Here is a 26,251-nt window from a genome sequence, read left to right on the forward strand (position 1 = left end):
AAGGAAGTTCGGCCAGATGCTTGTGGAGCAGCATGATTTCGGTGTTGCATGCTGCAATTCGTGCGATCTCGGGACCACGGATCCCCGAGGCCGCCGTATGTCCTACTCGACGGAACGGATTGCCCATGCGACGTACTGCCCGACGTACTGCCAGTGCCCTGCTTGCCGGGACCGCTGCCGCCGCCCTCGCCGCCGCCCTGATGGCACCGGCCGGCAGCGCCTCCGCGGAGCCCTCGGCCGGCCCCTCGACCGGCACGCCTCCTGCCGGATCCGCCAGCGGCTCACCGACAGCTCCCGACACCCGCGAGCTCGACCGCGAGGTCAAGCTCGGCGGCGCCGAGGTGTCCCTCTCCCCCCGGCAGCGCCGCCTCCTCCGCGCCCCCGCACAGGCGCCGGCCGTCGGCGACGTCAAGCTGTGGCCCTACCTGCAGTACACGACGGGGACCTTCGACTTCCAGGACTACGAGCTGCGCGGCATCGGGGAGAACATCCAGGTCTGGGTCGCCACCGACACCTCCTTCCCGGCCGGCGACTGCCGCAACACCCTCGGCCTCGCGGAGATCACCGACGCCCAGGTCGCCAGCTTCGTCAAGGAGTTCGACTCCAACATCTACCCCAAGGAGTCCCGGGACTTCTCGGTGCCGCCCGCCCTCCAGGGCGAGAACGCGCTGGCGCCGCAGTTCGTCGAGGGCATGCCCGCCGACTACTACGCCGGCACCGCCGACGAGGCCGGCGACACGATCGTGCTCGTCGACAACGTCAAGGACGAGAACTACTCCGCGCCCGGTACGCCGGACGGCCAGACCTACGTCGCGGGATTCTTCACCTCGACGTTCAACCAGCTCACCGACCGCAACGTGATGACCGTCGACGCCTTCGACTGGGCGCACCGCACCGGCGCGAACCCGCCGGACGACTCGGCGGACCCCGCGTTCCAGCAGTGCGCCGCGGACCTCGGCCTCAAGCGCCCGCTCGGCGAGTCGAACCCGCGCCTGTACGAGGGCACCTTCGCCCACGAGTACCAGCACCTGCTAGAGAGCTACGAGGACGAGGACGAGACCTCGTGGGTCAACGAGGGCCTGGCCGACTACGCCCAGACGCTGGTCGGCTACGTCGACACCCGCACGCCACCGAAGGACCCCGCGGCCGACAGCCACCTCGCCTGCTTCTCCGGCTACGGCGGAGAGAGTTTCGGCGGACCGGAGAACTCCCTCACCATGTGGGAGGACCAGGGCGGACCCGAGGTGCTGTGCGACTACGGCGCGACGTACTCGTTGATGATGTACCTGCGCTCGAAGTACGGCGCGAAGTTCCTCGCCGACCTGCACCGCGAGGACAGGAACGGGCTGTCGGGCCTCAACGCCGTGCTCAAGCGGTACAAGTCGAAGCGGAACGCGATGCAGACGGTCCGCGACTGGGCCGCGATGGCCGCCCTGGACTCGGCGCTCGACCGGAGCAAGAGGCTCACCGGCGGCGATCGCGCCGCCTTCACCTCCAACTGGCTGAGCAGCAACATCAACTGGAGCACCCCGCAGGCGTACGAGAGCGCCGGTGCGCCGCCGAACGGCTCGGACTACGTCCGCCTGCGCTCCGGCAAGAAGTGGCTCCGGGCCAGCCAGCTCAGGTCGCTCCGGTTCCAGGGCGCCGCCACCCTCGCGCCCGATCCGGTCGAGTGGACCATCGACGCCACCCCTCCGGACACCGTCCCGGCCGGTGACGCGACCTGCGGCGGCGAGCTCACCGCCGGCACCGGCGCGGCCGCGCTCTACAGCGGCTGCGGCACCGACCTGGACCGCTCGGTCGTGCGCGAGGTCTCGGTCCCCGACGCGGGCGGCACCCTGTCGTTCGACGCGCTCTACGACATCGAGTCGCTGTGGGACTACGCGTTCGTCCAGGTCTCGACCGACGGCGGCACCACGTGGACCTCGCTCGCGACCGAGGACACCACCACCGAGGCCGACCCGCAGGCCAACCCGCTGGCGGTCGCCAACCTGCCGGGCCTCACCGGCGCCTCCCAGAGCTGGACGACCCAGACGGCCGACCTGTCGGCGTACGCGGGCAAGGACGTGCTCCTCGCGTTCCGCTACATCACCGACTCGGCGGTCGACGAGGCCGGCCTCTGGGTGCGCAACGTCTCGGTGGCCGGCACCCCACTGGCGACCGACACGCTCGACGGGTGGAAGTCGATCACGCAGGTGAACCCGGTCGAGGTCCCGGGCTGGACCGTCCAGCTCGTCGGCATCGCGCGCAACGGCGAGTCCTGGATCGAGCGGCTGAAGATCGACAGGTCCTTCACCGGCAAGCTCGGCAAGAGGCAGCTGCGCCGGGCGCTGGGCACCAGGGCGGGCATCGTCTCGGCCCTGGTGATGGTCGACGATCCGTCCGAGAGCCTGCGCAAGTACGGCCGCTACACGCTGCGGGTCAACGGCAAGCTGCAGCCCGGCGGCTGACCGCTCCCGACACCCCAGCCGGCCGGCGCCGGACCGGGACCTCGCGTCCCGGTCCGGGGCCGGTCAGCGGGCGCTGTCCTCGTCCGGGAGACGTGGCGCCGCACGCCCGACGGTGCGAGACATGAGCCACACCCCGCACCCGCTCGGCTGGCGATACCCTGCCCCGCGGAGATGAACTCGATGGGCAGGAGTCGTTAGGTGCCGGAGACGAAGCCGCTGCAGAAGGTCCTGGTCGCGAACCGCGGTGAGATCGCGGTCCGGGTGATCCGGGCGTGCAAGGACGCCGGCATCGGGAGCGTCGCGGTCTACGCCGACCCCGACCGGGACGCGCTCTTCGTCCGGCTCGCCGACGAGGCGTACTCCCTGGGCGGCGCCACGCCGGCCGACTCCTACCTCGACATCGCGAAGATCATCGCGGTCGCGGAGAGGTCCGGCGCCGACTCGGTGCACCCGGGCTACGGGTTCCTCGCCGAGAACGCCGACTTCGCCCAGGCCGTGATCGACGCCGGCCTGACCTGGATCGGCCCGCCGCCGGCCGCCATCGAGGCGCTCGGCGACAAGGCCCGGGCCAAGCACATCGCGGTGAAGGCGGACGCGCCGCTCGCGCCGGGCACCAAGGACCCGCTGGCCGACGCCGACGAGGCAGTGCGGTTCGCCGAGGAGTTCGGGCTGCCGATCGCGATCAAGGCGGTGTACGGCGGCGGCGGCCGCGGCCTCAAGGTCGCCCGCACCATCGAGGAGATCCCCGACGCCTTCGAGTCCGCGGTCCGCGAGGCCGTCGGCGCCTTCGGCCGCGGCGAGTGCCTGGTCGAGAAGTTCCTCGACAAGCCGCGCCACGTCGAGACCCAGTGCCTGGCCGACCAGCACGGCAACGTCGTGGTGGTCTCGACCCGCGACTGCTCGCTGCAACGGCGCAACCAGAAGCTGGTCGAGGAGGCGCCCGCGCCGTTCCTGACCGACGAGCAGCTCACCTCGCTCTACGAGTCCTCGAAGCGGATCCTGAAGGAGGCCGGCTACCACGGCGCCGGCACGTGCGAGTTCCTGGTCGCCCAGGACGGCTCGATCTCCTTCCTCGAGGTCAACACCCGCCTCCAGGTCGAGCACTGCGTGTCCGAGGAGGTCACCGGCATCGACCTGGTCCGCGAGATGTTCCGCATCGCGGCCGGCGAGGAGCTGGGGTACGACGACCCGGAGATCCGCGGCCACTCCATCGAGTACCGCATCAACGCCGAGGACGGCGGCCGCAGCTTCATGCCCGCGCCCGGCACGCTCTCGGCCTGGGCGCCGCCGTCCGGTCCCGGGGTGCGTCTCGACGGCGGCTACGAGAACGGCGAGACGATCCCGGGCTCCTTCGACTCCCTCATCGCCAAGCTGATCGTCACCGGCCGCGACCGCACCCAGGCGCTGGAGCGCTCGCGCCGGGCGCTCGACGAGTTCGTGGTCGACGGCATGCCGACGGTCATCCCGTTCCACCGAGCGGTGGTCTCCGACCCGGCCTTCGTGGGCGACGGCGAGAGGTTCGACGTCTACACCCAGTGGATCGAGACCGACTTCGACAACCGGATCGCGCCGTACTCCGGGGACACTCTCGAGGCGGCCGAGGACGGCGAGCGGCAGTCCGTCGTCGTCGAGGTCGGCGGCAAGCGGCTCGAGGTCGTGCTCCCCGGCGGGCTCGGGGGCATCGCAGCCGCTCCTGGCGGCTCGGCGAGGAAGCCGAAGCGCGCGGGCGGCAAGAGGTCCGGCGCGGCCGCGTCGGGCGACGCCGTCACCAGCCCGATGCAGGGCACGGTCGTCAAGGTCGTCGTCACCGACGGCCAGGAGGTCGCCGAGGGCGACACCGTGGTCGTCATCGAGGCGATGAAGATGGAGCAGCCCCTCAAGGCCCACAAGTCCGGCACCGTCACCGGCCTCCAGGCCGAGGTCGGCCAGACCGTCGCCAACGGCGCGGTCATCTGCGAGGTCAGGGACTGACATCTCGGGATAGTCCCTGACGTTTGGGTCCTTCCGCCCCGCGATCTGGGACCCGAACGTCAGGGACTATCCCTCCACCTCGCACGACCAGGCGACCTCGGCGGAGAGGCAGCGGTCCCGGCCACGGTCGCCGCGAACCTTGTCGCGGCCGTCGCCGGCGTCGATCCGGTCGGGGCCGGTCGTGCCCCAGACCCGGTCGTTGCCGCCGTACATGAAGGCGGTCAGGTCGAGGCCGTCGGAGCGGAGGATCTCGGCCGCGTCGGTGCCGCGGTACTCCCAGTGCACGTTCTCGCCGAGCTGGAGGTCGTCGACGCCGGCGATGGTCCCCCAGGTGACCTCGTTCGCGACGACCTGGCCCTCGGCCATCGTGATCAGCGCGGCGGTCGGGCGGCCGCCCTCACCGGGCCTCGAGAGCGGGCCTGCGAGCTGGGCCGCGTCGAACCCCTCCCCGCCGTCGAGGACGAACCCGGGCCGCCGCGTCAGCTGGACGAGCAGGCGGTCGTCGCCCGCACCGCCGTACACCTGCGAGGGCGCGCCGCTGCTGGACCAGATGGTGTCGTCGCCGCCGTCGCCGGACAGGACGTCGCGGCCGGCGTCCCCCTCGAGCACGTCGCCGCCCGCGCCGCCGGTCATCGTGTCCGCGTCGGGCGGGCCGTTGCCGTCCTCGTCCTCCCCACGCAGCAGGTCGGCACCGCCGCGGCCGTCGATCCGGTCGTCGCCGGCCATCCCGACGAGGTAGTCGCCGCCCTCGCTGCCGAGCAGCACGTCGTCGTACGCCGACCCGAGCACCAGGGCGCCGTAGCAGCCGAGTCCGCACGCCGGTCCCGGCCCCGCGACGATCGTGTCGGCGCCCTGCCCGGTCGCCGTCCCGGCGGCCAGGTCGAGGGTGACGGCCGCGGCCGAGCCCCGGTAGTCCAGGGCGCCGAACGAGCCGGAGCCGACCCGGCGGTCGTCGGCTCCGACGTCGAGCAGGTCGTCGCCCGGCCCGCCGGCCAGCACGTCGGGCTGGAGGTAGCGCGAGCCGCGGAAGTTGTGGAACCCGTCGCGCTCGCCGTAGAGCCGGTCGTCCCCGGCGCCGCCGCGCAGCACGTCGGTGCCGTCGCCGCCGCAGACCAGGTCGTCGCCGCCACGGCCGAGCACGGTGTCGGGGCCGCCGAGCGCCACGATCACGTCGTCGCCGGCCGTGCCGGTGAGGCGGTCGGCGGCCGAGGTGCCGACGATCGTCGCCCGGACTCCCCCGCAGGTGGGCGGCGCCTGCGCCGCGGAGACGGGGGCGACGAGGGCGGCCAGCAGGAGGGCCGGGACGAGCGCGCTCACACCCGGGAGACGCCCGGCCCGTAGATTCGGTTGCGTGCAGCTTCGTGAACCCCGAGAGCGAGTCAGCCCCCGCGCCCGGCTGATGTGGACGCTGACCGCCGCGGTCGAGGGGCTGGTGCTCGTCGCGGCGGCCGTGGTCGCGGGCCCGCTGACCGGCTGGCTGCCGCTGGCCTGGTGGGTGGTGGCGCTGGCGGCACTGCTCGCGATCGGGTACGCCGCCGTCGTACCCCGCTGGCGCTACGCCGTGCACCGCTGGGAGGTGACCGACACCGCCGTCTACACGCAGACCGGCTGGTGGGCGCGGGAGCGGCGGATCGCGCCGATGTCGCGGATCCAGACCGTCGACCACGTCGAGGGCGCGATCGCCCGGCTGTTCGGGCTCTCGACCGTGACGGTGACGACCGCGTCGGCGGCCGGCGCGCTCGCGATCGAGGGCCTGGACCGCGAGGTCGCGCTCGGACTGGTCGACGAGCTGACCCGGATGGCCGACAGCGTCGCGGGCGACGCGACATGAGTGACTGGCAGCGGCTCGACCCGCGGATGCTGCTGATCCACCCGATCCGGGAGCTCGTCCGCTTCCTGCCGGCGCTGATCGCCCTCGTCGTCGCGGGTACGGCGTCCGGCGGGCTCGGCGAGTGGTGGCAGCTCGCGGCGGTCGTCGTGCCGGTCGCGCTGGGCGTGCTGCGCTACCTCACCACGGCGTACCGGATCACTCCCGGGCGGGTCGAGCTCCGCCGCGGCCTGCTCAACCGCCACGTGCTCTCCACCCCGCTGGACCGCGTCCGCACCGTCGACGTCACCGCACCGCCGATCCACCGGGTGCTCGGGCTGACCAGCGTCCGGATCGGCACCGGCACCGCCTCGACGGACGACGACGACAACCTCGACCTGGACGGGCTCCCCGTCGCCCGGGCCCGCGAGCTGCGGGCCCGGCTGCTGCACGCCGAGGCCGCCGCCGAGGGCGCACCGGAGGAACGCGCGGTGCTCGAGTTCGACCCGGCCTGGCTGCGGTTCGCGCCGCTGACCAGCGTCGGGCTGGTGATCGCCGCCGGTGTCCTCGGCGTCGCGTCGCAGGCGATCAACGCCTTCGGCGGGTTCGGGCGCCTCCACCCGCAGCGGCTGGTCTCCGACGCCGAGTCGTGGTCGGCGTGGGTCGCGGTCCCGCTCGCGCTCGTGGGGCTCGCGGTGATCGTGTCGGCGCTCTCGATCGGCGGGTACGCCGTCACCGACTGGGGCTTCCGGCTCACCCACACCGGCGGCGCGTGGCACCTGCGCCGGGGCCTGATCACGACCCGCGAGACGACGATGGACGACGAGCGGGTGCGCGGCGTCTCGGTCGGCGAGCCGCTCGGGCTGCGCCTCGCCGGCGGCGGCCGGGCCTCGGCGATCGTGACCGGGCTCGGCGAGGGCCGGTCCGCGCTGCTCGTGCCGCCCGCCCCGCGGGAGGTGGTACGCCGGGCGGCCGGCGCGGTGCTGCGCAGCCCCGGCCCGCTCGACGCGCCGCTCACCGAGCACGGGCCCCGGGCGCGCACCCGGCGCTACACCCGCGCCGTCGGCCCGGCGCTGCTCCTCGTGCTCGCGGCCGCCTACGTCGTGCCGGCGGGCGCGCCGGCCTGGCTCCCGGTCGTCGCCGCCCTCGCCGTACCCCTCGCCGCGGCGCTCGCGGCCGACCGGGCGCGCGCGCTCGGCCACGCGCTCGTCGGGGGGTACGTCGTGGTGCGATCCGGGAGCCTAAACCGGCGTCGCGAGGCCCTCGAGGTCCACGGCGTGATCGGCTGGAACCTGCGCGCGACCTGGTTCCAGCGCCGCGCTGGGCTCACCACGCTGGTCGCGACCACGGCCGGCGGCCGGCAGTCGGTCACCGCGCTCGACGTGCCGGAGACGGCGGCCGTCGCGCTCGCCCACGAGGCCCACCCCGGGCTGCTGGGCCCGTTCCTCGTCTCGCCGGCGACGACGGCACACGAGGCCGGAGTGCCGTCCTCATAGGGTGTGCGCATGTTCTCCAAGGTGCTGGTGGCGAACCGGGGCGAGATCGCGATCCGGGCGTTCCGGGCGGCGTACGAGCTCGGCGCGCGCACGGTGGCGGTGTTCCCCTACGAGGACCGCTGGTCCGAGCACCGGCTGAAGGCCGACGAGGCCTACGAGATCGGCGAGCGGGGCCACCCGGTGCGCGCCTACCTCGACCCCGACGCGATCGTGGCGGTGGCGCTGAAGGCGGGCGCGGACGCGGTCTATCCGGGCTACGGCTTCCTGTCGGAGAACCCCGGCCTCGCCGAGGCGTGCACCGACGCCGGCATCACGTTCATCGGGCCGTCCGCCGAGGTGCTGACGCTGACCGGCAACAAGGCTCGCGCGATCGCGGCGGCCAGGGCCGCCGGCGTACCGACCCTGGCGAGCGTGGAGCCGTCGACCGACGTCGAGGCGCTGGTCGAGGCCGCTCGGGACATGCCGTATCCGCTGTTCGTGAAGGCGGTCGCGGGCGGTGGTGGCCGCGGCATGCGGCGCGTGGAGGATGCCGGGGATCTCCGCGAGGCGGTCGAGACCTGCATGCGCGAGGCCGACGGCGCGTTCGGCGACCCGACTGTCTTCATCGAGCAGGCCGTCGTCGACCCGAGACACATCGAGGTGCAGATCCTGGCCGATGGCACGGGCGGCGAGGACAGCACCATTCACCTGTTCGAGCGGGACTGCTCGGTGCAGCGGCGGCACCAGAAGGTCGTCGAGATCGCGCCGGCGCCGAACCTCGACCCGGAGCTGCGGGACCGGATCTGCGCCGACGCGGTGCGGTTCGCGCGGGAGATCGGCTACCGCAACGCGGGCACCGTGGAGTTCCTGCTCGACCCCGAGGACAACTACGTCTTCATCGAGATGAACCCCCGCATCCAGGTCGAGCACACGGTGACCGAGGAGGTCACCGACGTCGACCTGGTGCAGTCCCAGCTGCGGATCGCGGCCGGCGAGACGCTGGCGGACCTCGGCCTCTCGCAGGACGTGGTGCGGCTGCGCGGCGCGGCGCTGCAGTGCCGGATCACCACCGAGGACCCGGCCAACGGCTTCCGCCCCGACACCGGCGTGATCACGACGTACCGCTCCCCCGGCGGGCCGGGCGTGCGCGTGGACGGCGGCACGACCTACACCGGCGCGGAGGTGTCCGCGCACTTCGACTCGATGCTGGCCAAGCTCACCTGTCGCGGCCGCACCTTCGACAAGGCGGTCGAGAAGGCCCGCCGCGCGGTCGCGGAGTTCCGCATCCGCGGCGTGTCCACGAACATCCCGTTCCTCCAGGCGGTGCTGGCCGATCCCGACTTCGCGGGCGGCCGGGTGACGACCTCGTTCATCGAGACCCACCCCCAGCTGCTGCAGGCGCGCGGCTCGGGCGACCGCGGCAGCAAGCTGCTGAACTACCTCGCCGACGTCACCGTGAACCAGCCGTACGGCGCCGCGCCGGTCAGCCTCGACCCGGTGACCAAGCTGCCGGACGTCGACCTCGACGTGCCGGCGCCCGACGGGTCGCGGCAGCTCCTCCTGCAGGTCGGCCCCGAGGAGTTCGCGCGGAGACTGCGCCAGCAGAAGGAGGTCGCGGTCACCGATACGACCTTCCGCGACGCGCACCAGTCGCTGCTCGCGACCCGGGTCCGCACCCGCGACCTGCTCTCGGTCGCCGGGCACGTCGCGCGCACCACCCCGCAGCTGTGGTCGCTCGAGGCATGGGGCGGGGCGACGTACGACGTCGCGCTGCGGTTCCTCGCCGAGGACCCGTGGGAGCGGCTGGCCGCGCTGCGCCAGGCCGTGCCGAACATCTGCCTCCAGATGCTGCTGCGCGGCCGCAACACGGTCGGCTACACGCCGTACCCCACCGACGTGACCACCGCGTTCGTCGGGGAGGCCGCGGCGACCGGCATCGACGTGTTCCGCATCTTCGACGCGCTCAACGACGTCGAGCAGATGCGGCCCGCGATCGAGGCCGTGCGCGCGACCGGGACGGCCGTCGCCGAGGTCGCGCTCTGCTACACCGGCGACCTGTCCGACCCGGACGAGACGCTCTACACCCTCGACTACTACCTCAAGCTCGCCGAGCGGATCGTCGAGGCCGGCGCGCACGTGCTCGCGATCAAGGACATGGCCGGGCTCCTACGTGTGCCTGCGGCGCACACCTTGGTCACGGCGTTGCGGTCCGAATTCGGACTGCCTCTGCACCTGCACACCCACGACACCCCGGGCGGCCAGCTCGCGACGCTGCTCGCCGCGATCGGCGCGGGCGTCGATGCGGTCGACGCCGCCACCGCGTCGATGGCCGGCACCACCTCGCAGCCGCCGCTCTCGGCACTCGTCTCCGCGACCGACCACGGTCCCCGCGAGACCGGGCTCTCGCTCGCGGCGGTCTGCGCGCTCGAGCCCTACTGGGAGGCCACCCGCCGGGTCTACGCGCCGTTCGAGTCCGGCCTGCCCGCGCCGACCGGTCGGGTCTACCGGCACGAGATCCCCGGCGGCCAGCTCTCCAACCTGCGGCAGCAGGCGATCGCGCTCGGCCTCGGGGAGAAGTTCGAGCAGATCGAGGACATGTACGCCGCCGCCAACGACATCCTCGGCAACGTGGTCAAGGTGACCCCGTCGTCCAAGGTCGTCGGCGACCTCGCGCTGCACTTGGTCGCGGTCGGCGCCGACCCGGCGGAGTTCGCCGAGGACCCCGGGAGGTTCGACATCCCCGACTCGGTCATCGGCTTCCTGGGCGGCGAGCTCGGCGACCCGCCCGGCGGCTGGCCGGAGCCGTTCCGCACCAAGGCGCTCGAGGGCCGCACGCACAAGCCGCCGACGGAGTCGCTCGCCGCCGAGCAGCGCGAGGGCCTCGCCGGAGCCTCGCCCACGCGCCGGCGGACGCTCAACGAGCTGCTGTTCCCCGGCCCGACCAAGGAGTTCGCCGAGTCGCGGGCGACGTACGGCGACCTCTCCGTCGTCTCGACGCTGGACTACCTCTACGGGCTGCGCCAGGGCGTCGAGCACGAGGTCGAGATCGAGGAGGGCAAGCGGCTCATCCTCGGCCTCCAGGCGATCAGCGAGCCCGACGAGCGCGGCATCCGCACCGTGCTCGCGACCATCAACGGCCAGCTCCGCCCGGTCAGTGTCCGCGACCGGTCCATCGCCGCGGAGGTCGCCACCACCGAGAAGGCCGACACCACCCAGCCCGGCCACGTGGCCGCGCCGTTCCAGGGCGTGGTGACGATCGTGGTCGAGGAGGGCGCATCGGTGCAGGCGGGCGACACCGTCGCCACCATCGAGGCGATGAAGATGGAGGCCGCCATCACCGCCCCCGTCGCCGGCACCGTCGAGCGGCTCGCGCTCTCCGGGACGCAGGCGGTCGAGGGTGGGGATCTGGTGCTGGTGCTGTCCTGACGGCGGCGGAGGTCGTGCGCGCTGGTTGTGGTGGCAGTGCCTGGGCTGTCCCGGCTGCCAATCCGCCGCAATTGCGCTGTTACGGCAGCGCTCGCCCCCACCCGACTGCCAATCCGGCGCAATTGCGCCGCTGTGACAACGCCGACCCCGGCCCGACTGCCGCCTCGGCGCAGGGTCGTGGAGACAGCCGGCGCATGGCTGGCTGGTGTTCTCCAACGCCCTCAGGACACACTGAACGTCAGCCAGGTCGACCGCAGCCCCAGCACCGACCGGAACGTGTCGCCGGAGACCTGCGCCCGGCCGCCGGTGCCGCGCAGCGTGAGCGTGACGATCCGGCCACCCCACTGGCCGTTGCCGTCGCGGCGGTCGACCGCGATCCGGCGCAGGTCGCCGACGGCGGGCCAGCCCCGCTCGATCGCGTCGTCGGCGACCGACGTGCGCCACCGGTTCACGGGGTTGCCCGGCCAGTCGTCGTACGGGTCGCGCTGGGCCGGCAGGTAGGGGAACGAGCCGGCCGCGGTCCAGCCGCCGCTGCTCGAGCCGAACTGGGTGAACGCCGGCTCCCCGCCGCTGAGCAGCACCTGCCGCGCGGTCCCCTCGACGGCCCGGTTGGAGGCCGGGTGCTCGGCGTCGTACCCGCCGTAGACCTGGCAGGAGCCGGTGTCGCAGATCTGGTAGGCCGGAGACCGGGGGTTGCCGCGCTCGTACGCCGCGTACGTGCGGGCTGCCACCGCCTGGGCGCGCACCGCCTCGGCACTCCAGGTCGCGGGGATCTCCAGCGGCACGACACCCTTGAGGTAGTTGTCGAGGGTGAGGTCGTTGACGGTCACGCGGGTGCCGTCGGACGTGACGCCGATGCGCAGCCGGCCGCGGTAGGCGCGCTCCCCCGACGGCGTCACCAGCGTGACCGGATCGCCGCCGGCGTAGAACTCGGCGAGCCCCTCGAGCGTGCGCCACGGCTTCCAGCGTCGCGCCTGCGGGGTCTTGAACAGCACCCGGTCGACGCCGGTGCCGCTGCGCGCGGCCTTCCAACGGGTGGCGCCGTTGTCGGGCAGCGCGAACCGCTTGCCGCCGGCGGTGTCGCGGACGGTGAGGCCGGGGCGGTCCAGGACGACGAGGTCGTCGGTGGTGTCGGCGCTGATCTCGACCGTCACCCGGCCCTTCGCCCGGCCCCACTTCGTGCCGGGGTAGTAGAACGCGAGGATCTGGCGGTAGGTCAGGCCCTTCCGGGCGGCGCCCTCGGCGCCGTACTGCGACATGCCGTGGCCGTGGCCGTAGCCGCGGCCCTCGATCGTGATGGTCGCGTCTGCCGGGACGCGCCACGAGTCGGCGGCGGACGACGGCGCGGCGCTCGCGCCCACGGCGAGCGCGGCGGTCAGCAGGACGGGGACGACGCGCACCGGAGCAAGCCTAGGTCACTCGACGCTGAGCGTGATCCAGGACGACCGCAGGCCGAGCCGCTGGTAGAACGCCGTGGCGCTGATGCCCAGGCTGCTCGTGCTGCCGGTGAGCGTGACCGTGCCGGGCCGGCCGCCCCACGCGCCGTTCCCGTCCCGGCCGGCGAGCTCGATCCGGGTCAGGTCGCCGATCTCGGGCCAGAGCGCCTCGAGCTCGGCGTCGGTGAACGTCTCGCGCCACGCCGCGGTCCGGTCCCACGGGTCCTCCTGGGCCGGGAGGTACGGCGCGTCGCCGGCCACCGTCCAGCCGCCGTTGCTCGCGGTGAACTCGGTGAGCGCGGGCTGTCCGCCGTACGTGAGGATCTCTCCGGCGGTGGCGGCGACGGCCCGGTCGGACGCGGGCCACTCGCGGTCGGCGCCGAGGTAGCGCTGGTAGCCCGGGGTGTCGTCGAGGTCGTAGGGCCGGTCCCGCCGGGTCGAGCGCTTGAGGGCCGCGTAGCTGCGCGCGGCGACGGCCTGGGCGCGCTGGGCCTGCTGCGGCCAGGTCGAGGCGACGATCTCGGCCGGCACGACCCCGCGGAGGTAGCTCTCCATCGGCAGCACGTTGATCGCCATCCGGTTGCCGGGGCTGGACGGGACCGACCGGAGGATGCCGCGGTAGCGGGCCGGGCCGTCTCGGGTGTCGAGCGTGATCGGCCTGCCCTGGGCGGCGAACTCGATCGTCCCGGCGACCGAGCGGTACGGACGCCAGCCCCTCTGGCGGTACTGCAGGACGCTGCGGGCATCGCCCCTCGGGACGATCCGCCAGCGCTGGGCGCGTGGCCGCGCCTTCGTCAGGTCCCAGCTACGGTCGCCGGCGCGGGCCACCAGGCCGCGCTGCGGGCGCACCTGGACGGCGTTGTCGAGGTCGCCCCGGCTGAGGAAGATCCGGACCTGGCCGGTGGCCCTGCCCCACGAGGTGCCCGGGTAGTAGAACCCGAGGATCTCCCGGTAGCTCTCGCCGTCCTCGGCGGCGTTCCTGGCGCCGTACTGCGACATGCCGCGGCCGTGCCCGTGGCCGAGGCCCTCGACAATCACTGTCGCGCCGGCGGGGACGTCGACGGCGTCGTCGGCGAGGGCCGGGGCGGCGGTCGCGACGAGCAGGGTGACGGTGGTGGCGGCGAGCCGGGCGAGCATGGCGCCTCCCGAGGCGATCAGATGCGGTGCAGGCGGCGAGCGGCCTCGGCGATCGAGCCGCTCATCGACGGGTACACCGTAAACGCCTGAGCCAACTGGTCGGCCGTGAGCGACTCCGCGACCGCGATCGACACCGGGTGGATCAGCTCGCTGGCGCGCGGGCCGACGACCACGCCGCCGACCACGATGCCGGCGCCCGGGCGGCAGAGCAGCTTCACGAAGCCGTCGCGGACGCCCTGCATCTTCGCGCGGGGGTTGCCCGACAGCGGGAGCATCACGACCTCGGCGTCGACCTCGCCCGCGTCGACGGCCCGCTGCGACCAGCCGACGGTGGCGATCTCGGGGGCGGTGAAGACGTTGGAGGAGACCTTCTTCAGGTCCAGCGGGTGCACGGTGTCGCCGAGGAAGTGCCACATCGCGATCCGGCCCTGCATCGCGGCCACGCTGGCGAGCATGAGTACGCCGGTGCAGTCGCCGGCGGCGTACACCCCCCGCGCCGAGGTGCGCGAGACCCGGTCGACGTTGACGAACCCACCGTCCTTCAGGACGACGCCGGCCTCCTCGAGGCCCATGTCGTCGGTGTTCGGCACCGAGCCGAGCGCGAGGATGCAGTGCGAGCCCTGGACGGTGCGGCCGTCGGTGAGCGTGACGGTGACGACGTCGCCGTCCCGGGCGACCGACTCCATGCGCGACCGGGCGAGCACGCTCATGCCGCGGCGGGTGAGCACGTCCTCGAGCACCTTGGCGGCGTCGGCGTCCTCGCCGGGCAGCACCCGGTCGCGGGAGGAGACGAGCGTGACGGGGATGCCGAGGTTGAGGTAGGCGCTGGCGAACTCGGCGCCGGTGACGCCGGAGCCGACCACGATCAGCTCGGTGGGCACCTCGGTGAGGTCGTAGACCTGCTCCCACGTGAGGATCCGCTCGCCGTCGGGCTGGGCGCTCGGGAGGGTGCGCGGCGCGGCCCCGGTGGCGACGAGGACGGCGTCCGCGCGGAGCATCTGCTCGGTGCCGTCGTCGAGCCGGGCGACCACGCGGTCCGGCCCGGCGAGGCTGCCGCGGCCCTTGAGGACCGTGACGCCGTCGCGGGTGAGCCGGCGCTCGATGTCGCTCGACTGGTCGGCGGCCAGTGCCTTGACCCGGGCGTTGACCTTCGCCAGGTCGACCCGGATCGAGGTCGCGGCGTCGCCCTCGGCGTCGTGGAAGTTCACACCGAGCTCGGCGGCACCGGACAGCTCGCTCATCACCTCCGCGGTCGCGATCAGCGTCTTGCTCGGCACGCAGTCGGTGAGGACCGCGGAGCCGCCGACGCCGTCGGTGTCGACGACGGTCACCTCCGCGCCGAGCTGGGCGGCGACGTGGGCGGCCTCGTAGCCGCCCGGGCCGCCGCCGATGACGACGACGCGCTCGCTCATGGTCACAGGTTGATCATGTGGCCGGCGATTCCCTCGACGGCCTCCTTCATCGCCTCCGACAGCGTCGGGTGGGCGAAGATGTTGCGGGCCACCTCGTCGGCGGTGAGGTCCCACTGCCGGGCCAGCGTCAGCGCCGGCAGCAGCTCGGTGACCTCCGGGCCGATCATGTGGGCGCCGACGATCTCGTTGTACTCCGCGTCCGCGACGACCTTCACGAACCCGACGCCCTCGGCCATGCCACGGGCCTTGCCGTTGGCCGAGAACGGGAACGTCGCCACCTTCACGTCGTACCCCTTCTCCTTGGCCTGGGCCTCGGAGTAGCCGAACGACGCGATCTGCGGCTGGCAGAACGTCGCCCGCGGGATCATGTCGAAGTCGATCTCGACGGTCTCGGCGCCGGCGATCGTCTCGGCGGCCACGACGCCCATCGCCTCGGCGGTGTGGGCGAGCATCAGCTTGCCGGTCACGTCGCCGATCGCGTAGACGTTCTCGACGTTGGTGCGGCCGCGGGCGTCGACCTCGATCGCGCCGCGCTCGGAGACCCGCACGCCGGCGTTCTCCAGGCCGTAGCCCTCCACGCGCGGCGCGAAGCCGAACGCCGCGAGCATCCGGTCGGCCTCGAGGACCTCGGTGCTGCCGTCCCTGCTGACCGTCACCTTGACGCCGCTGCCGGTGTCCTCGACCTGCTCGACCTTGGTGGAGAGCAGGACCTTGACGCCGAGCTTCTGGTACTGCTTGAGCAGCTCCTTGGACACGTCGGCGTCCTCGGTCGGGACCATCCGGTCGAGGAACTCCACGATCGTGACGTCGACGCCGAAGTTGGCCAGCACGTAGGCGAACTCGACGCCGATCGCACCGGAGCCGCCGATGACGATGCTCTTCGGGAGGTCACTGTCGAGGATCTGCTCCTCGTAGGTGACAACGTTCGCGCTGGCGCTCATGCCCGGCAGCATCCGGACCTTCGCGCCGGTGGCGACGATCAGGTGGTCGAAGGTGTACGTCGCCCTCTGACCGTCCCTGTCGACCTCGATCTCGGTCGGCGACTTGATGGTGCCCCAGCCGTCGATCTCGGTGATCTTGTTCTTCTTCATCAGGTAGTGCACGCCCTTGGCGCTCGCCTCGGCGACCCCGCGTGAGCGCCGGTGCGTCGTACCGAAGTCCATGGCGGCGTCACCGCTGATCCCGAAGGTGTCCTTCTCCTTGGTGATGATGTGCGCGATCTCGGCGTTGCGCAGCAGCGCCTTGGAGGGAATGCATCCCACATTGAGGCAGACGCCGCCCCAGTACTTCTCCTCGACGACGGCGACCGACTGGCCGAGCTGCGCGGCGCGGATCGCGGCGACGTACCCGCCGGGGCCGGCGCCGAGGACGAGGACGTTGAAGTGCGTGGTCACGCCCGCCAGCCTACTGACGTGAGACGGCCCGCCCTCAATCGGTGCACTAGCCTCTGCGCGTGACGTTGTACGCCGCCTACGGGACGAACCTCGACCCGGCGCGCATGGGCGAGCGCTGCCCGCACTCCCCCCTCTCGACGGTGGGCTGGGTCCAGGGCTGGCGGCTGACCTTCGGCGGCGAGGAGCACGGCTGGGACGGCGCCCTCTCGACCATCGTCGAGGACCCGATCGACCAGGTCTTCGTCGCGGTCTACGACATCACCCGCGAGGACGAGTCGTCCCTGGACGCCTGGGAGGGCGCCGACCTCGGCCTCTACCGCAAGACCCGCGTCCGGGTCGCCACGATGACCGGCTCGGTCGCCGCCTGGACCTACGTCCTCGACGCCTACGAGGGCGGCCTCCCCTCCGCGTCGTACCTCGGCATCCTCGCCGACGCCGCCGAGGCCGCCGACGCCCCCGCCGACTACGTCGCCGCCCTCCGTCGTCGCCCTTGTCGCTCGATTGGGCTGTAACCGCTGTCGGGATCCCCGGCTGACCGGGGATTCCTGACGTTGTCAGGGGTTGCAACGGCCGACAACGTCAGGGAACGCCTGACCAGTCGAGCACCCGGGTCAGGCGGTACGCCGGCGAAGGTAGGTGCGAAGCATCGCGGCTGTGCGCTCCGCACGCTCGAGGTCGGCCCAGGTGAGGCGGATGCAGCGCCACCCGGTGATGCGACAGATGAGCTCCTCGCGCTTCTTCTCGGCCACCACGACGTCGCTCGCTCGCTGGCCGGGCTTGAGCAGCTTCTCGTATTTGACCTTGCCGTCGAACTCGACGAACACGCCGAGCTCGGGCCAGGCGAAGTCGACGCGCCCGACCACCCGGCCGGATGCGTCCTTCACCTCGTACTGCAGCTCCGGAAGCGGAAGGTGGTGGCGGAAGAACAGGTAGAGACATCTCGACTCGCCGAGCGACTCGATCCGCTGATCGGCGAGCCGGAGCACCAGGTCGGTGGTGAGACTCCGCGGCCACGTCACCATGCCGGCGTAGCGCGCTTCCAGCGTCGGCAATGTCGTCAAGCCGTGATGGAGCAGATGGTTGACGACACCCAGGGCGACCTCGGCGTCGGTCAGCATCGTCGTCTCGAGCGCCAGCCTGGTGGGGGCGACCACAGGAACCCCGTTCCGCTCGACCACGTCGCCGTCGAGCAGTACTCCCCGATGCTGCCTGACCCCCGCCTCGCGGCGGCCGGCGCGACCGTCCAGACGGGTCACCTCCACGTCGTCGAGCGGCAGCCGCCAGGTGGGCGCGTCGTACTCCACCAACCCGCTGGTGTGCGAGAGCGCCACCTCGGTCCCGGCCTGAGCCAGGACCGCGCGGGATCTCACGGCGTGTCGGCCGACCTCATCGAGTTGCCGCCACGCGGACCCGGCGACGTAGGCGCCACGGCGGGGCTTGGCCAGTACGCCGTCGGCGACCAACCGGGCCAGCGCGCGATCGTTGTAGCCGATGGCGAGGTACTCGCGTCGGAGCGTGACCGGGGCGCGGCGCGGATCTTCGGGCGGCCACTCGCGGGGAGGTTTCATCATGGCGGGACGATTCCCGCCAACGGATGACCTGACCCCCACTCTCTCCCGCCTGTGGACAACCTCAGGACACACTGCTTGTCAGGCGCTGCCTGACGTTGTCAGGGGTTGCAACGGCCGACAACGTCAGGGATCCCCGGCTGACCGGGGATCCATCCCCGGAGCCGACCACGACCCCTGCCGAGATCGTCCGACACCGACCCCGCGCACTAGAGTCCGACGGGTGAGCGAGCACAGCACCGAGTAGGGCCCGTACGACCTGGCGGCACGCGCGGCCGACAGGCTGGCCGACCTCACCGGGGTGGAGCGGCACGACGTCGCCCTCGTCCTCGGGTCGGGCTGGCTGCCGGCGGTCGACGCGCTCGGCGAGCCGACCGCCGAGATCGGCACCACCGACCTCCCCGGGTTCGGCGAGGCTGCCGTCGCCGGTCACAGCGGGAGGATCCGCTCGATCAAGTCCGGCGACAAGAGCCTCCTCGTCTTCCTCAGCCGCACCCACTACTACGAGGGCAGGGGCGTCGCGGCCGTCGTCCACGGAGTCCGTACGGCGGGCAGGGCGGGGTGCCGGGCCATCGTGCTCACCAACGGGTGCGGTGGGCTCGAGAAGACGTGGACGCCGGGCACCCCGGTCCTGATCAGCGACCACATCAACCTCACCGGCACGAGCCCGATCGTCGGCGCCCACTTCGTCGACCTCACCGACCTCTACAGCCCCCGCCTCCGCGGGCTGTGCCGGGAGATCGACCCGAGCCTCGACGAGGGCGTCTACGTGCAGTTCCCCGGCCCCCACTACGAGACCCCGGCCGAGGTCCGCATGGCCGGCATCCTCGGCGGCAGCCTGGTCGGCATGAGCACGACCCTGGAGGCGATCGCCGCCCGCGAGGCCGGCATGGAGGTGCTCGGCATCAGCCTGGTCACCAACCTGGCCGCCGGCATCGGCGGCCAGCCGCTCAACCACGAGGAGGTGCTCGAGGCGGGCCGCGCCGCCGCCTCGCGCATGGGCGACCTCCTCGGCCGGATCGTCCCCCGGATCTGAGTACGTACTGAGGGGCGACGGCCGGAGGCGCTCGGCTAGCCTTCGCCCGTGCCCCGTATCTCCGGAGACTCGCTGCAGGAGCACCGCGAGCAGCTGCAGCGGCGCGTGTTCGAGGCGTTCGCCGAGCTGATGGCCGAGCGCAGCTTCGACGCGATCTCCATGGCCGCGATCGCCGAGCGCGCGGAGCTCGGGCGCACCTCGATCTACCACCACTTCCCCGACAAGGAGTCGGTGGTCGTGGCGTTCGCCAGCCACGAGACCGAGCGGTACCTCGACCGCCTCCGCGCCGTCCTCGCCGAGGCCGATTCACCCGCCGACCGGCTGCGCCTCTACGTCCGCCACCAGCTCGCCGAGGGCGAGCGGTTCCACATGGGCCTCGGCCCGCAGCTGTACGGCGTGCTGGGACCCGAGTCCCGGCAGGCGATCCGTGAGCACGTGGTCGCCGTCGAGGACGTGCTGCGCGGCATCATCGACGCCGGCGTCGCCGGCGGGTCGTTCGCCGTCGACGACGTCGACGGGACGATGTCGCTGATCCACGCCTGCCTGGGACCGCGACACCTCCCGCCGACGACCGTCGAGCGGTTCGTGCTGCAGGCGGTCAGCGCACCCGCACGGTGACGGTCCTCTTCGCCGCGCGGTAGGCCGCGGTCGACGGCGTGTAGGTCACGACCGCCTTCCACGCGCCCGTGGCCTTCGGCAGCCGCACGGCCGCCTTGCCCTTCTTGACCGGAGCCGAGGCCCTCTTCGTGACCCTGCCCCGGGCGAACGCCACGCCGACCCTCCCGGCCGCGCCCTTGCCCACCGTGACGACCAGGCTCTTGCCCCGCTTGACCGCCTTCAGCTTCGGCTTGGTGCCGAGCTTGGCGAAGTCGATGGTCACCGGGGTCTCGGTGTCCTGGCTGTGGTTGGAGTGGGTGTGCGCCTGCCAGGTGTAGATCGAGTAGCTCTTCCGCGGGTCGAGGTACTGGTTCTCCGGGTCGAGCGTGACCGTGAACGAGCCGTCGGCCATCTGCTCGGGCCGGACCCACTCGGAGTCCGCGAACTTGTCCATGTCCTCCTGCGAGCTGGTGTTCGGCATGCCGCCCGACGGCGCCAGGCCGACGTAGACACCCATGTCACCGGGCTGCGTGACCGCGGTGAAGCCCGAGCCGGTGACCTCGAAGGTCACCGCCCTCCCGGCGTACGCCGTGGTCTGGCTGACCGCCGGACCGGCCTGCTGCGCCGCGGTGGTCGCGGAGGTGAAGGTGGCCGGCGCCTTGCGGGCGTCCGAGCTCGAGCCACTGGCCTTGAAGAATGCCTGGATCGACGACGGCAGCGCCGCGATCAGCTCCGGCGCCCAGGAGCCGGTCGACCAGTCGGGCGTGGCCGTGAACGTGCCACCGTCCACGGTGGCAGTCGCAGGGTCGAAGGTCGTGAGCACGACGTCGTCCGCAGACCCCTCGTCCGGGACGGCCCAGGCCACGTCGGCGACGATCCGGCCCCCGTCGCCATCGACGATCACCTCGGGGTCGCTGAAGGTGATGGAGACGTGCCAGCTGAAGGTGACGGAGCCGGCATAGTCCAGGTCGAGGTCGCCGGACTCCAGCGATCCGGTGCCCTTGCCGCCGCCGAACACGATGCCCGACCCGCTGTCGGTCGCACCGTCGGCGACGGTCCGGCCGGAGAAGCCCACCGGCAGCTTGTCGGCGTTGTACAGGTAGTCGGAGAACGACCAGGCCAGTGCCGGGTCTGCGGCCGACGCCGGCTGGGCGGCGACGACGCCGAGGCCGGAGGCGGCCAGCGCGACGGTGGTGGCGGCCGCGATGCGGCGGATGGTGCTCATCGAGGTTCCTTTCGGGAGGGAAGGAGGAGGGTGAGGGCCGCTGCGAGCAGCAGGCCCCCGCCGAGCCACCACACGGCGATGGCGCCGGGCTCGGAGTCGGCCGAGGCGGCCGAGGCTTGCGGGGAGGGGGTGGCCGCCACGAGCTGCGCGGCGACCGGCAGCGGCCCGACCGCGGCCGCGGTGGGCGGCGCCGCCGCGGTGGGCGGTACGACGGGGGGCGGCGCCGGCTGCACCACCGGGGCCTGAGTCGCGGTCACCGTGACGGTCACCGGCGGCGGCACCACCGGATTGTCGATCGGCTCCTTGGTCGGCTGCTCGCTCGGGGTCGGCCCGGGCTGCTCGACCGAGTCGTCGAAGGCGACGCTCAGCGGGAGCGCCACCTTGAACGGGTCGGTCGACGCACCGCTGGAGAGCCAGAACGCCGCCGTACCGAGCCGGTCCATGTAGTCGACGAAGGACTGCGGGAAGGACCCGGTCCACTCGTCCCCGGTGGTCTGGCCGAGCCCGGAGACCCGGACGCCGAGGTAGGCCGGCGTCGCGGTCAGGCCGTCCTCCGACAGCTCGACGTCGGGCAGGTCGGCGAGGGTGACGGAGGCCGGCTCGACCGGCTCCCAGGTGTCCGGGTCGTCGACGGAGGACGCGTAGCCCTGCACGGTCGCGGTGAGCGTGCCGCGGCCGTCGGCCACCTCGAGCACCGGGTCGGAGATGTGGAACATCGACATGCCGGAGTAGTAGAGGACGGTCACGTCGCCCCGCCACTCCACGCGCGCCGTACCGGCGTCGAGGTCGAGCTCACCGGTGCCGCCACCGAACGAGAACCGGTGGTTGCTGAAGGTGCCCGCGGTCGGCGACCCGAGCGGCTGGCCGCTGCTGTCGGTGGTCAGCCCGGCCCAGGTGGCCGGGCGCCACCCCTTGCCGTCCCACTTCTCGATCCGGACCGCGCCGACGCGCTGCCGCCAGTCGCGACGGTCGATCGTGGTGCCGCCCTTGCCCGGGTCGGGCACCCGCCCGGCCGAGAAGAGGTTGTAGGTGCGCGGCGCGAAGGCGCGGTTGCTGGACTCGTTGTTGAGCCCCCAGCGCAGCACGACGCCGTCGAGCTGCCGGGGCTCGTCGGCCTGCGCGGGCCGGGCGAGGGGTACGGCGAGCAGCAGCACGCCCACGAGCCCGGTCAGCAGCAGCGCGGCCACGGCCGCGACCCGGTCACCCCGCACGGCTCCTCCTCGTCCGGAGGGCCAGCCGCACCAGGGCGACCAGCAGCACGAGGGCCGCGGCGCCGGCGAACAGCCAGGCCGCGCGCAGCTCGTCGTCGCTCGACACGCGGTCGGTCCCGGCGATGGTCACGACATCGGCCTCCTGGACCGCGAAGCTCACCGAGGGCGGGTCGTCGACGCCGTACAGCCGCAGCTCGTGGGTGCCGGCCGCGGTCGCCAGCGGCAGCGAGATCACGCCGGCGAGCGTGCCGTCGGCGCCGACCGCGAACGGCCCCGCGCCGGCCGCGCCGTCGTCGAAGACCGCGGAGACCTGGGCGCCCGGGGGCAGGCCGGTGGCGCTGAACGCGAGCACGTTGCCGGCGACAGCAGAGGCCCGGTCGACCTCGAGCGTGGCCGGGCCGGGCCGCGCCGGCTTCGCCGGGTCGCCCGGCGTGGCGGGCGGGTCGGTGGTGGCGCCCGGGTCCGTCGAGGGCGCTTCGGTCGAGGCGGTCGGCGGCGAGGAGCCGGCGGCGACCGAGACCGGCGTGAACGTCTCGTTGTTGGCGTTGGTGACGCCGTGCGCGCCGATGGTGATCACACCGCAGGTGACCTTGCGGCAGTCGACGGTCGTGACGGCCCCGGAGCGGTCGTAGGCCCGGAACACCGCGCCCGGCACCACGAGCTGCGTGGACCACGAGCCGGACGCCGACATCACGCCGCCGTTGGCCGCGCTCGCGGTGTCGGAGCCCGGGAACGCGACGAACCGCTGGAAGCCCTGGTTGTCCTTGGTCTCGCTGTCGGGCACGTAGAGGTAGTCGGCGCCGGTCACGCCGCCCTTGCTGGGCTGCCAGCCCGGCTCGACGGTGCCGAAGAAGACGTAGATGCCGCCGCTGCCGCCCTTGATCGACTGGAAGCCGCTGCCGGAGACCCGGACCGTCGTCGCGTACGTCGGATCGACGCTGCCGGGGGACACCGATACGTCCGCGGCGGCGAGGGCGGGCGCCGGCACGAGCACGGCGACCGCGAGCAGGAGGAGGGGGATCAGCCGGCGGGCCACGGGACCTCCTCCCGCACCCGGACCGGCACCACCAGCAGGCTGCCGGCGTGCTCGATCACGTCGACCGCGTGCGCGTAGACCTCGGTCAGCAGCTCGGCGGTGAGCACCTCCGCCGGCGGCCCGTCGGCGCGCACGGCGCCGTGCGCGAGCACGCAGACCCGGTCGGCGTAGGCGGCCGCGAGCGACAGGTCGTGCAGCACCACGACGACGGCCGCGCCGGACCGGGCGGCCTCGCGGGCGACCGCGAGCAGCGACTCCTGGTGCCGGATGTCGAGGGCCGCGGTCGGCTCGTCGAGCATCAGCACCGGCGTCGCCTGGGCGAGCAGCCGGGCGAACGACGCCCGCGCCTGCTCGCCTCCCGACAGCGTCGGGTAGAGGCGCGCGGCCAGGTCGGCGACGTCGGCGCGCGCCATCGACTCGGCGACCACGCGATCGTCGTCGTCCTCCTGCGGCGTGCGGACCCACGGCGAGCGGCCCATCCGGACCACCTCCTCGACCCGGAACCCGAACGCCAGCCCCTGCTTCTGCAGCTGCACGGCCCGCAGCCGGGCCAGCTCGCGCGCGGGGTAGGCGCCGAGGTCGCGGTCCTCGAGGACCACCGAGCCGCTCGACGGCGAGACGTCGCCGGACAGCACGCCCAGCAGCGTGGACTTCCCGGCGCCGTTGGGGCCGACCAGCGCGATCAGCTCGCCGGGCCGGACGTCGAGGTCGACGTCGACCAGGATCGGGTGCCCGTCGTAGACGACCCCGACGCGGCGGGCGCTCAGCCAGACTCCGGGGAACGCGGTCATGCCCAGCCTCCGGCGGTACGCCGGGCGCGCCGGATCAGCCAGAAGAAGAACGGTCCGCCGACCAGCGCGGTGAGCATCCCGATCGGCAGGTCGGCGTACGCGATGAGCGTCCGGGCCCACAGGTCGGCCAGCACCAGCAGCACCGCGCCGCCGAGGGCGCTGGCGGGGACGAGGAGCCGGTGGCCGGGTCCGGCGATCAGCCGGATCAGGTGGGGTACCACGAGCCCGATGAACGAGATGATCCCGCAGAACGCGACCGCGGCCGCGGTGAGCAGCGCGACCACGACGATGACCGACATCCGCAGCCGCTCGACGTCGACGCCGACGTGCCGCGCGGCGCGGTCGCCGAGCGCGAGCAGGTCGAGCCTGGACGCCAGCGCGAGCGCGGCGCCGATGCCGACGGCGACCATCGGGGCGACCACGGCGACCTGCTCCCAGCGCGAGCCGTTGAGGCTGCCGAGGGTCCAGAACACGATCTCCTCGCGGGCCTGGGTGTCGCCGAGGAACATCAGGAACGCCAGCGCGGCGCTGGTCATCGCGTTGATCGCGATGCCGGTCAGCACCAGCGTCACGACCTCGGTGCGCCCGCCGTCACGGGACATCACGTAGACGAGCATCGTGGTGAGCAGGCCGCCGACGAAGGCGCAGACCGCGACCGTCCAGGTGCCGGCGAAGGTGAGCGAGAAGACGATCGCGGTGGCCGCGGCGACCGCGGCCCCGGCGGAGACGCCGACCACGCCCGGCTCGGCCAGCGGGTTGCCGAACACGCCCTGCATGAGCGCGCCGGCGGTCGCGAGGGCGGCGCCGGCGAGGGCCGCCATCGCCACGCGCGGGAACCGCACCTGCCACAGCGTGCTGTCCCCCTGCGGATGGGTCGGCATCGGCCCGATGTCGAGGCCGGCCTTGTGCATGATCGAGCCGAGGACCTCCGAGGCCGGGATGTCGAGCTGGCCCTGCCCGGCCGCCAGGACCAGCGCGACCACGAGCGCGACGGTGAGGCCGCCGAGCAGCCCGGCCCGCGCGCCCAGCGCCCGGATGCCCGGGCGCTGGCGGTCGACGACGGTGGCGGTCACGACCCGGGCCTCGCGACCGCCTCCGGCGCGTACGCCGCCACGGCCAGTGCGTTGAGCACGCTGGCCGTGATCGGGCCGAAGCCGAGGATCTGGGAGTCGTCCATCGCCACGAACCGACGGTTCTGCCCCGCGGGCGTCTCCGCCAGGGCCGGAAGCCTCTCGACAAGCCCGTCGACGCCGCCCGCGGACTCCAGGCCGCCGGTCATCATCAGCACCAGGTCCGGCTGCGCGGCGATCAGGCCCTCGTCGGTGAGCGGCTTCATGCCGTTCCAGCCGATCTCCTTGGCCACGTCGTACCCGCCGATGGCGTCGATCAGGCCGTCGGCCCCGGAGCCCTCGCCGAACATGTAGTAGACGCCGGACTGCCCGCGCACGTAGAGGAAGACCATGCGCAGCCGCTGCCCGTCGTCGGCGGGAGCGACCTTCGCGATCTGGGCGGTGACGTCGTCGATCTGCCGCTGGGTGCGCTTCGCCAGCGCGTCGCCCTCCGCAGGGACGCCGAGGGCGTCGGCCACGCCGCGGATCAGCTCGCCGACGTTGTCGAGGCCGCGGCCGGAGTCGAGCACGACGACGGGGATGCCGGCGTCGCGCATCTGGAGGATGACGTCCCAGGGGCCGAGCGAGGTGTCGGTGATGATCACGGTGGGGTCGAGCGCGAGGATCGCCTCGGCGTTGAGGTCGTGGCCCTTCTGGGTGACCAGCGGCAGGTCCGCGGCCTCGGGGAAGCTCGTGGACACGTCGCGGCCGACCAGCGAGTCGCCGAGGCCGAGCTCGAAGACCGTGCGCGAGAGCGTGCCGTAGATGTCGAGCGCGAGGATCCGGCTGGTGTCGTCGACGGTGACCTTGGTGCCCTGGTTGTCGGTGACGGTGACCGGCAGCCGGGGCCGGGGGTCCTGCGCCACCGGGTCGATCGGGGTGTCGGCGGCGGCGACGACCTCGCCCTGCCAGTCGCGCACGTCGGCCAGCGGGGTGACCTCGGAGAGCGCCGGCGCGGTCGAGCCGGATACGGCCGTCGTGCTCTCTCCGGAGGGCTCGCTCGGAGAGGAGAGTCCGCACCCGGCGAGCAGCACCATCACGAGGCCCGTCAGGGCAGCCCCCACCGGCCGCAACCCACACCGCATGGCGCACAGAGTACCAGTGACTTAGGCTTGCCTTACCTTTGGTCTGGACGTTCTCGACATGATGTCATCATCTTGCTGACAATCT

The 26,251-nt window shown here is 73.0% G+C and carries 20 protein-coding genes; 8 read left to right on the forward strand and 12 right to left on the reverse strand.

What is annotated here, in order from left to right:
• Window positions 1-125: 125 nt before the first annotated feature.
• The gene (locus tag ACYVKX_RS07670; protein ID WP_460830266.1) at window positions 126-2,450 is read left to right on the forward strand and encodes a choice-of-anchor J domain-containing protein; all 2,325 of its coding nucleotides are present in this window, start codon (window positions 126-128) and stop codon (window positions 2,448-2,450) included.
• 198 nt (window positions 2,451-2,648) lie between these two features.
• Entirely contained in the window at window positions 2,649-4,421 is a 1,773-nt protein-coding gene (locus tag ACYVKX_RS07675; protein WP_460830270.1) for an acetyl/propionyl/methylcrotonyl-CoA carboxylase subunit alpha, read from the forward strand.
• Between the two features lie 66 nt (window positions 4,422-4,487).
• On the opposite strand, the gene ACYVKX_RS07680 is transcribed toward ACYVKX_RS07675, so the two are convergent.
• Window positions 4,488-5,738 carry a calcium-binding protein gene (locus tag ACYVKX_RS07680; protein WP_460830272.1) on the reverse strand — a complete coding sequence of 417 codons (1,251 nt, stop codon included), beginning with the start codon at window positions 5,736-5,738 and terminating at the stop codon, window positions 4,488-4,490.
• A gap of 34 nt (window positions 5,739-5,772) precedes the next feature.
• On the opposite strand from ACYVKX_RS07680, the gene ACYVKX_RS07685 reads away from it, so the two are divergent.
• Genes ACYVKX_RS07685 through ACYVKX_RS07695 form a run of 3 tightly spaced genes read left to right on the forward strand, consistent with a single transcriptional unit; the run spans window position 5,773 to window position 11,129 of the window.
• Window positions 5,773-6,252: a PH domain-containing protein gene (locus ACYVKX_RS07685; protein WP_460830276.1), complete on the forward strand. Its 480-nt coding sequence runs from the start codon at window positions 5,773-5,775 to the stop codon at window positions 6,250-6,252.
• Complete coding sequence (locus tag ACYVKX_RS07690; protein ID WP_460830279.1) at window positions 6,249-7,724, forward strand: PH domain-containing protein; 1,476 nt, start codon at window positions 6,249-6,251, stop codon at window positions 7,722-7,724. The genes ACYVKX_RS07685 and ACYVKX_RS07690 overlap by 4 nt, the downstream gene beginning before the upstream one ends.
• 9 nt (window positions 7,725-7,733) lie before the next feature.
• Complete coding sequence (locus ACYVKX_RS07695; RefSeq protein WP_460830282.1) at window positions 7,734-11,129, forward strand: pyruvate carboxylase; 3,396 nt, start codon at window positions 7,734-7,736, stop codon at window positions 11,127-11,129.
• Between the two features lie 221 nt (window positions 11,130-11,350).
• On the opposite strand, the gene ACYVKX_RS07700 is transcribed toward ACYVKX_RS07695, so the two are convergent.
• The 4 genes from ACYVKX_RS07700 to lpdA are packed head-to-tail and all read right to left on the reverse strand — an operon-like array spanning window position 11,351 to window position 16,508.
• On the reverse strand, window positions 11,351-12,529 hold the full coding sequence (locus tag ACYVKX_RS07700) for a SpoIID/LytB domain-containing protein (protein ID WP_460830284.1): 1,179 nt from the start codon (window positions 12,527-12,529) through the stop codon (window positions 11,351-11,353).
• Between the two features lie 15 nt (window positions 12,530-12,544).
• On the reverse strand, window positions 12,545-13,702 hold the full coding sequence (locus ACYVKX_RS07705; RefSeq protein ID WP_460830286.1) for a SpoIID/LytB domain-containing protein: 1,158 nt from the start codon (window positions 13,700-13,702) through the stop codon (window positions 12,545-12,547).
• 17 nt (window positions 13,703-13,719) lie between these two features.
• Complete coding sequence (locus ACYVKX_RS07710; RefSeq protein ID WP_460830290.1) at window positions 13,720-15,114, reverse strand: NAD(P)H-quinone dehydrogenase; 1,395 nt, start codon at window positions 15,112-15,114, stop codon at window positions 13,720-13,722.
• Between the two features lie 2 nt (window positions 15,115-15,116).
• A complete protein-coding gene (gene lpdA, locus ACYVKX_RS07715; protein ID WP_460830293.1) occupies window positions 15,117-16,508 on the reverse strand; it encodes a dihydrolipoyl dehydrogenase in 1,392 nt (463 codons plus the stop codon).
• Window positions 16,509-16,567: 59 nt separating this feature from the next.
• Here lpdA and ACYVKX_RS07720 point away from each other — a divergent pair, with 59 nt between their 5' ends.
• Window positions 16,568-17,020, forward strand: coding sequence for a gamma-glutamylcyclotransferase (locus ACYVKX_RS07720; RefSeq protein ID WP_460830295.1), 453 nt, complete (start codon window positions 16,568-16,570; stop codon window positions 17,018-17,020).
• Between the two features lie 99 nt (window positions 17,021-17,119).
• Here the strand turns inward: ACYVKX_RS07720 and ACYVKX_RS07725 are convergent, their stop codons facing one another.
• Window positions 17,120-18,079, reverse strand: coding sequence for a hypothetical protein (locus ACYVKX_RS07725; RefSeq protein ID WP_460830298.1), 960 nt, complete (start codon window positions 18,077-18,079; stop codon window positions 17,120-17,122).
• A 256-nt stretch (window positions 18,080-18,335) separates the two neighbouring features.
• On the opposite strand from ACYVKX_RS07725, the gene ACYVKX_RS07730 reads away from it, so the two are divergent.
• Window positions 18,336-19,112, forward strand: a complete 777-nt coding sequence (locus ACYVKX_RS07730) for a purine-nucleoside phosphorylase (protein ID WP_460830970.1) — start codon at window positions 18,336-18,338, stop codon at window positions 19,110-19,112.
• A gap of 48 nt (window positions 19,113-19,160) precedes the next feature.
• Window positions 19,161-19,730, forward strand: a complete 570-nt coding sequence (locus ACYVKX_RS07735; RefSeq protein WP_460830301.1) for a TetR/AcrR family transcriptional regulator — start codon at window positions 19,161-19,163, stop codon at window positions 19,728-19,730.
• On the opposite strand, the gene ACYVKX_RS07740 is transcribed toward ACYVKX_RS07735, so the two are convergent.
• The 6 genes from ACYVKX_RS07740 to ACYVKX_RS07765 are packed head-to-tail and all read right to left on the reverse strand — an operon-like array spanning window position 19,711 to window position 26,145.
• A complete protein-coding gene (locus ACYVKX_RS07740) occupies window positions 19,711-20,934 on the reverse strand; it encodes an HtaA domain-containing protein (RefSeq protein WP_460830304.1) in 1,224 nt (407 codons plus the stop codon). The two genes, ACYVKX_RS07735 and ACYVKX_RS07740, sit on opposite strands and share 20 nt — an antisense overlap.
• Entirely contained in the window at window positions 20,931-22,145 is a 1,215-nt protein-coding gene (locus ACYVKX_RS07745) for an HtaA domain-containing protein (RefSeq protein ID WP_460830306.1), read from the reverse strand. Before ACYVKX_RS07745 ends, ACYVKX_RS07740 begins: the two co-directional genes overlap by 4 nt.
• Window positions 22,135-23,181, reverse strand: a complete 1,047-nt coding sequence (locus ACYVKX_RS07750) for a hypothetical protein (RefSeq protein ID WP_460830309.1) — start codon at window positions 23,179-23,181, stop codon at window positions 22,135-22,137. The genes ACYVKX_RS07745 and ACYVKX_RS07750 overlap by 11 nt, the downstream gene beginning before the upstream one ends.
• Entirely contained in the window at window positions 23,166-23,972 is an 807-nt protein-coding gene (locus ACYVKX_RS07755) for a heme ABC transporter ATP-binding protein (protein ID WP_460830312.1), read from the reverse strand. The genes ACYVKX_RS07750 and ACYVKX_RS07755 overlap by 16 nt, the downstream gene beginning before the upstream one ends.
• Window positions 23,969-25,045, reverse strand: coding sequence for a FecCD family ABC transporter permease (locus ACYVKX_RS07760; RefSeq protein WP_460830315.1), 1,077 nt, complete (start codon window positions 25,043-25,045; stop codon window positions 23,969-23,971). Before ACYVKX_RS07760 ends, ACYVKX_RS07755 begins: the two co-directional genes overlap by 4 nt.
• Window positions 25,042-26,145 carry a heme/hemin ABC transporter substrate-binding protein gene (locus ACYVKX_RS07765; protein WP_460830319.1) on the reverse strand — a complete coding sequence of 368 codons (1,104 nt, stop codon included), beginning with the start codon at window positions 26,143-26,145 and terminating at the stop codon, window positions 25,042-25,044. The genes ACYVKX_RS07760 and ACYVKX_RS07765 overlap by 4 nt, the downstream gene beginning before the upstream one ends.
• Window positions 26,146-26,251: the final 106 nt, after the last annotated feature.

The sequence above is a fragment of the Nocardioides hungaricus genome (genome assembly GCF_054782915.1).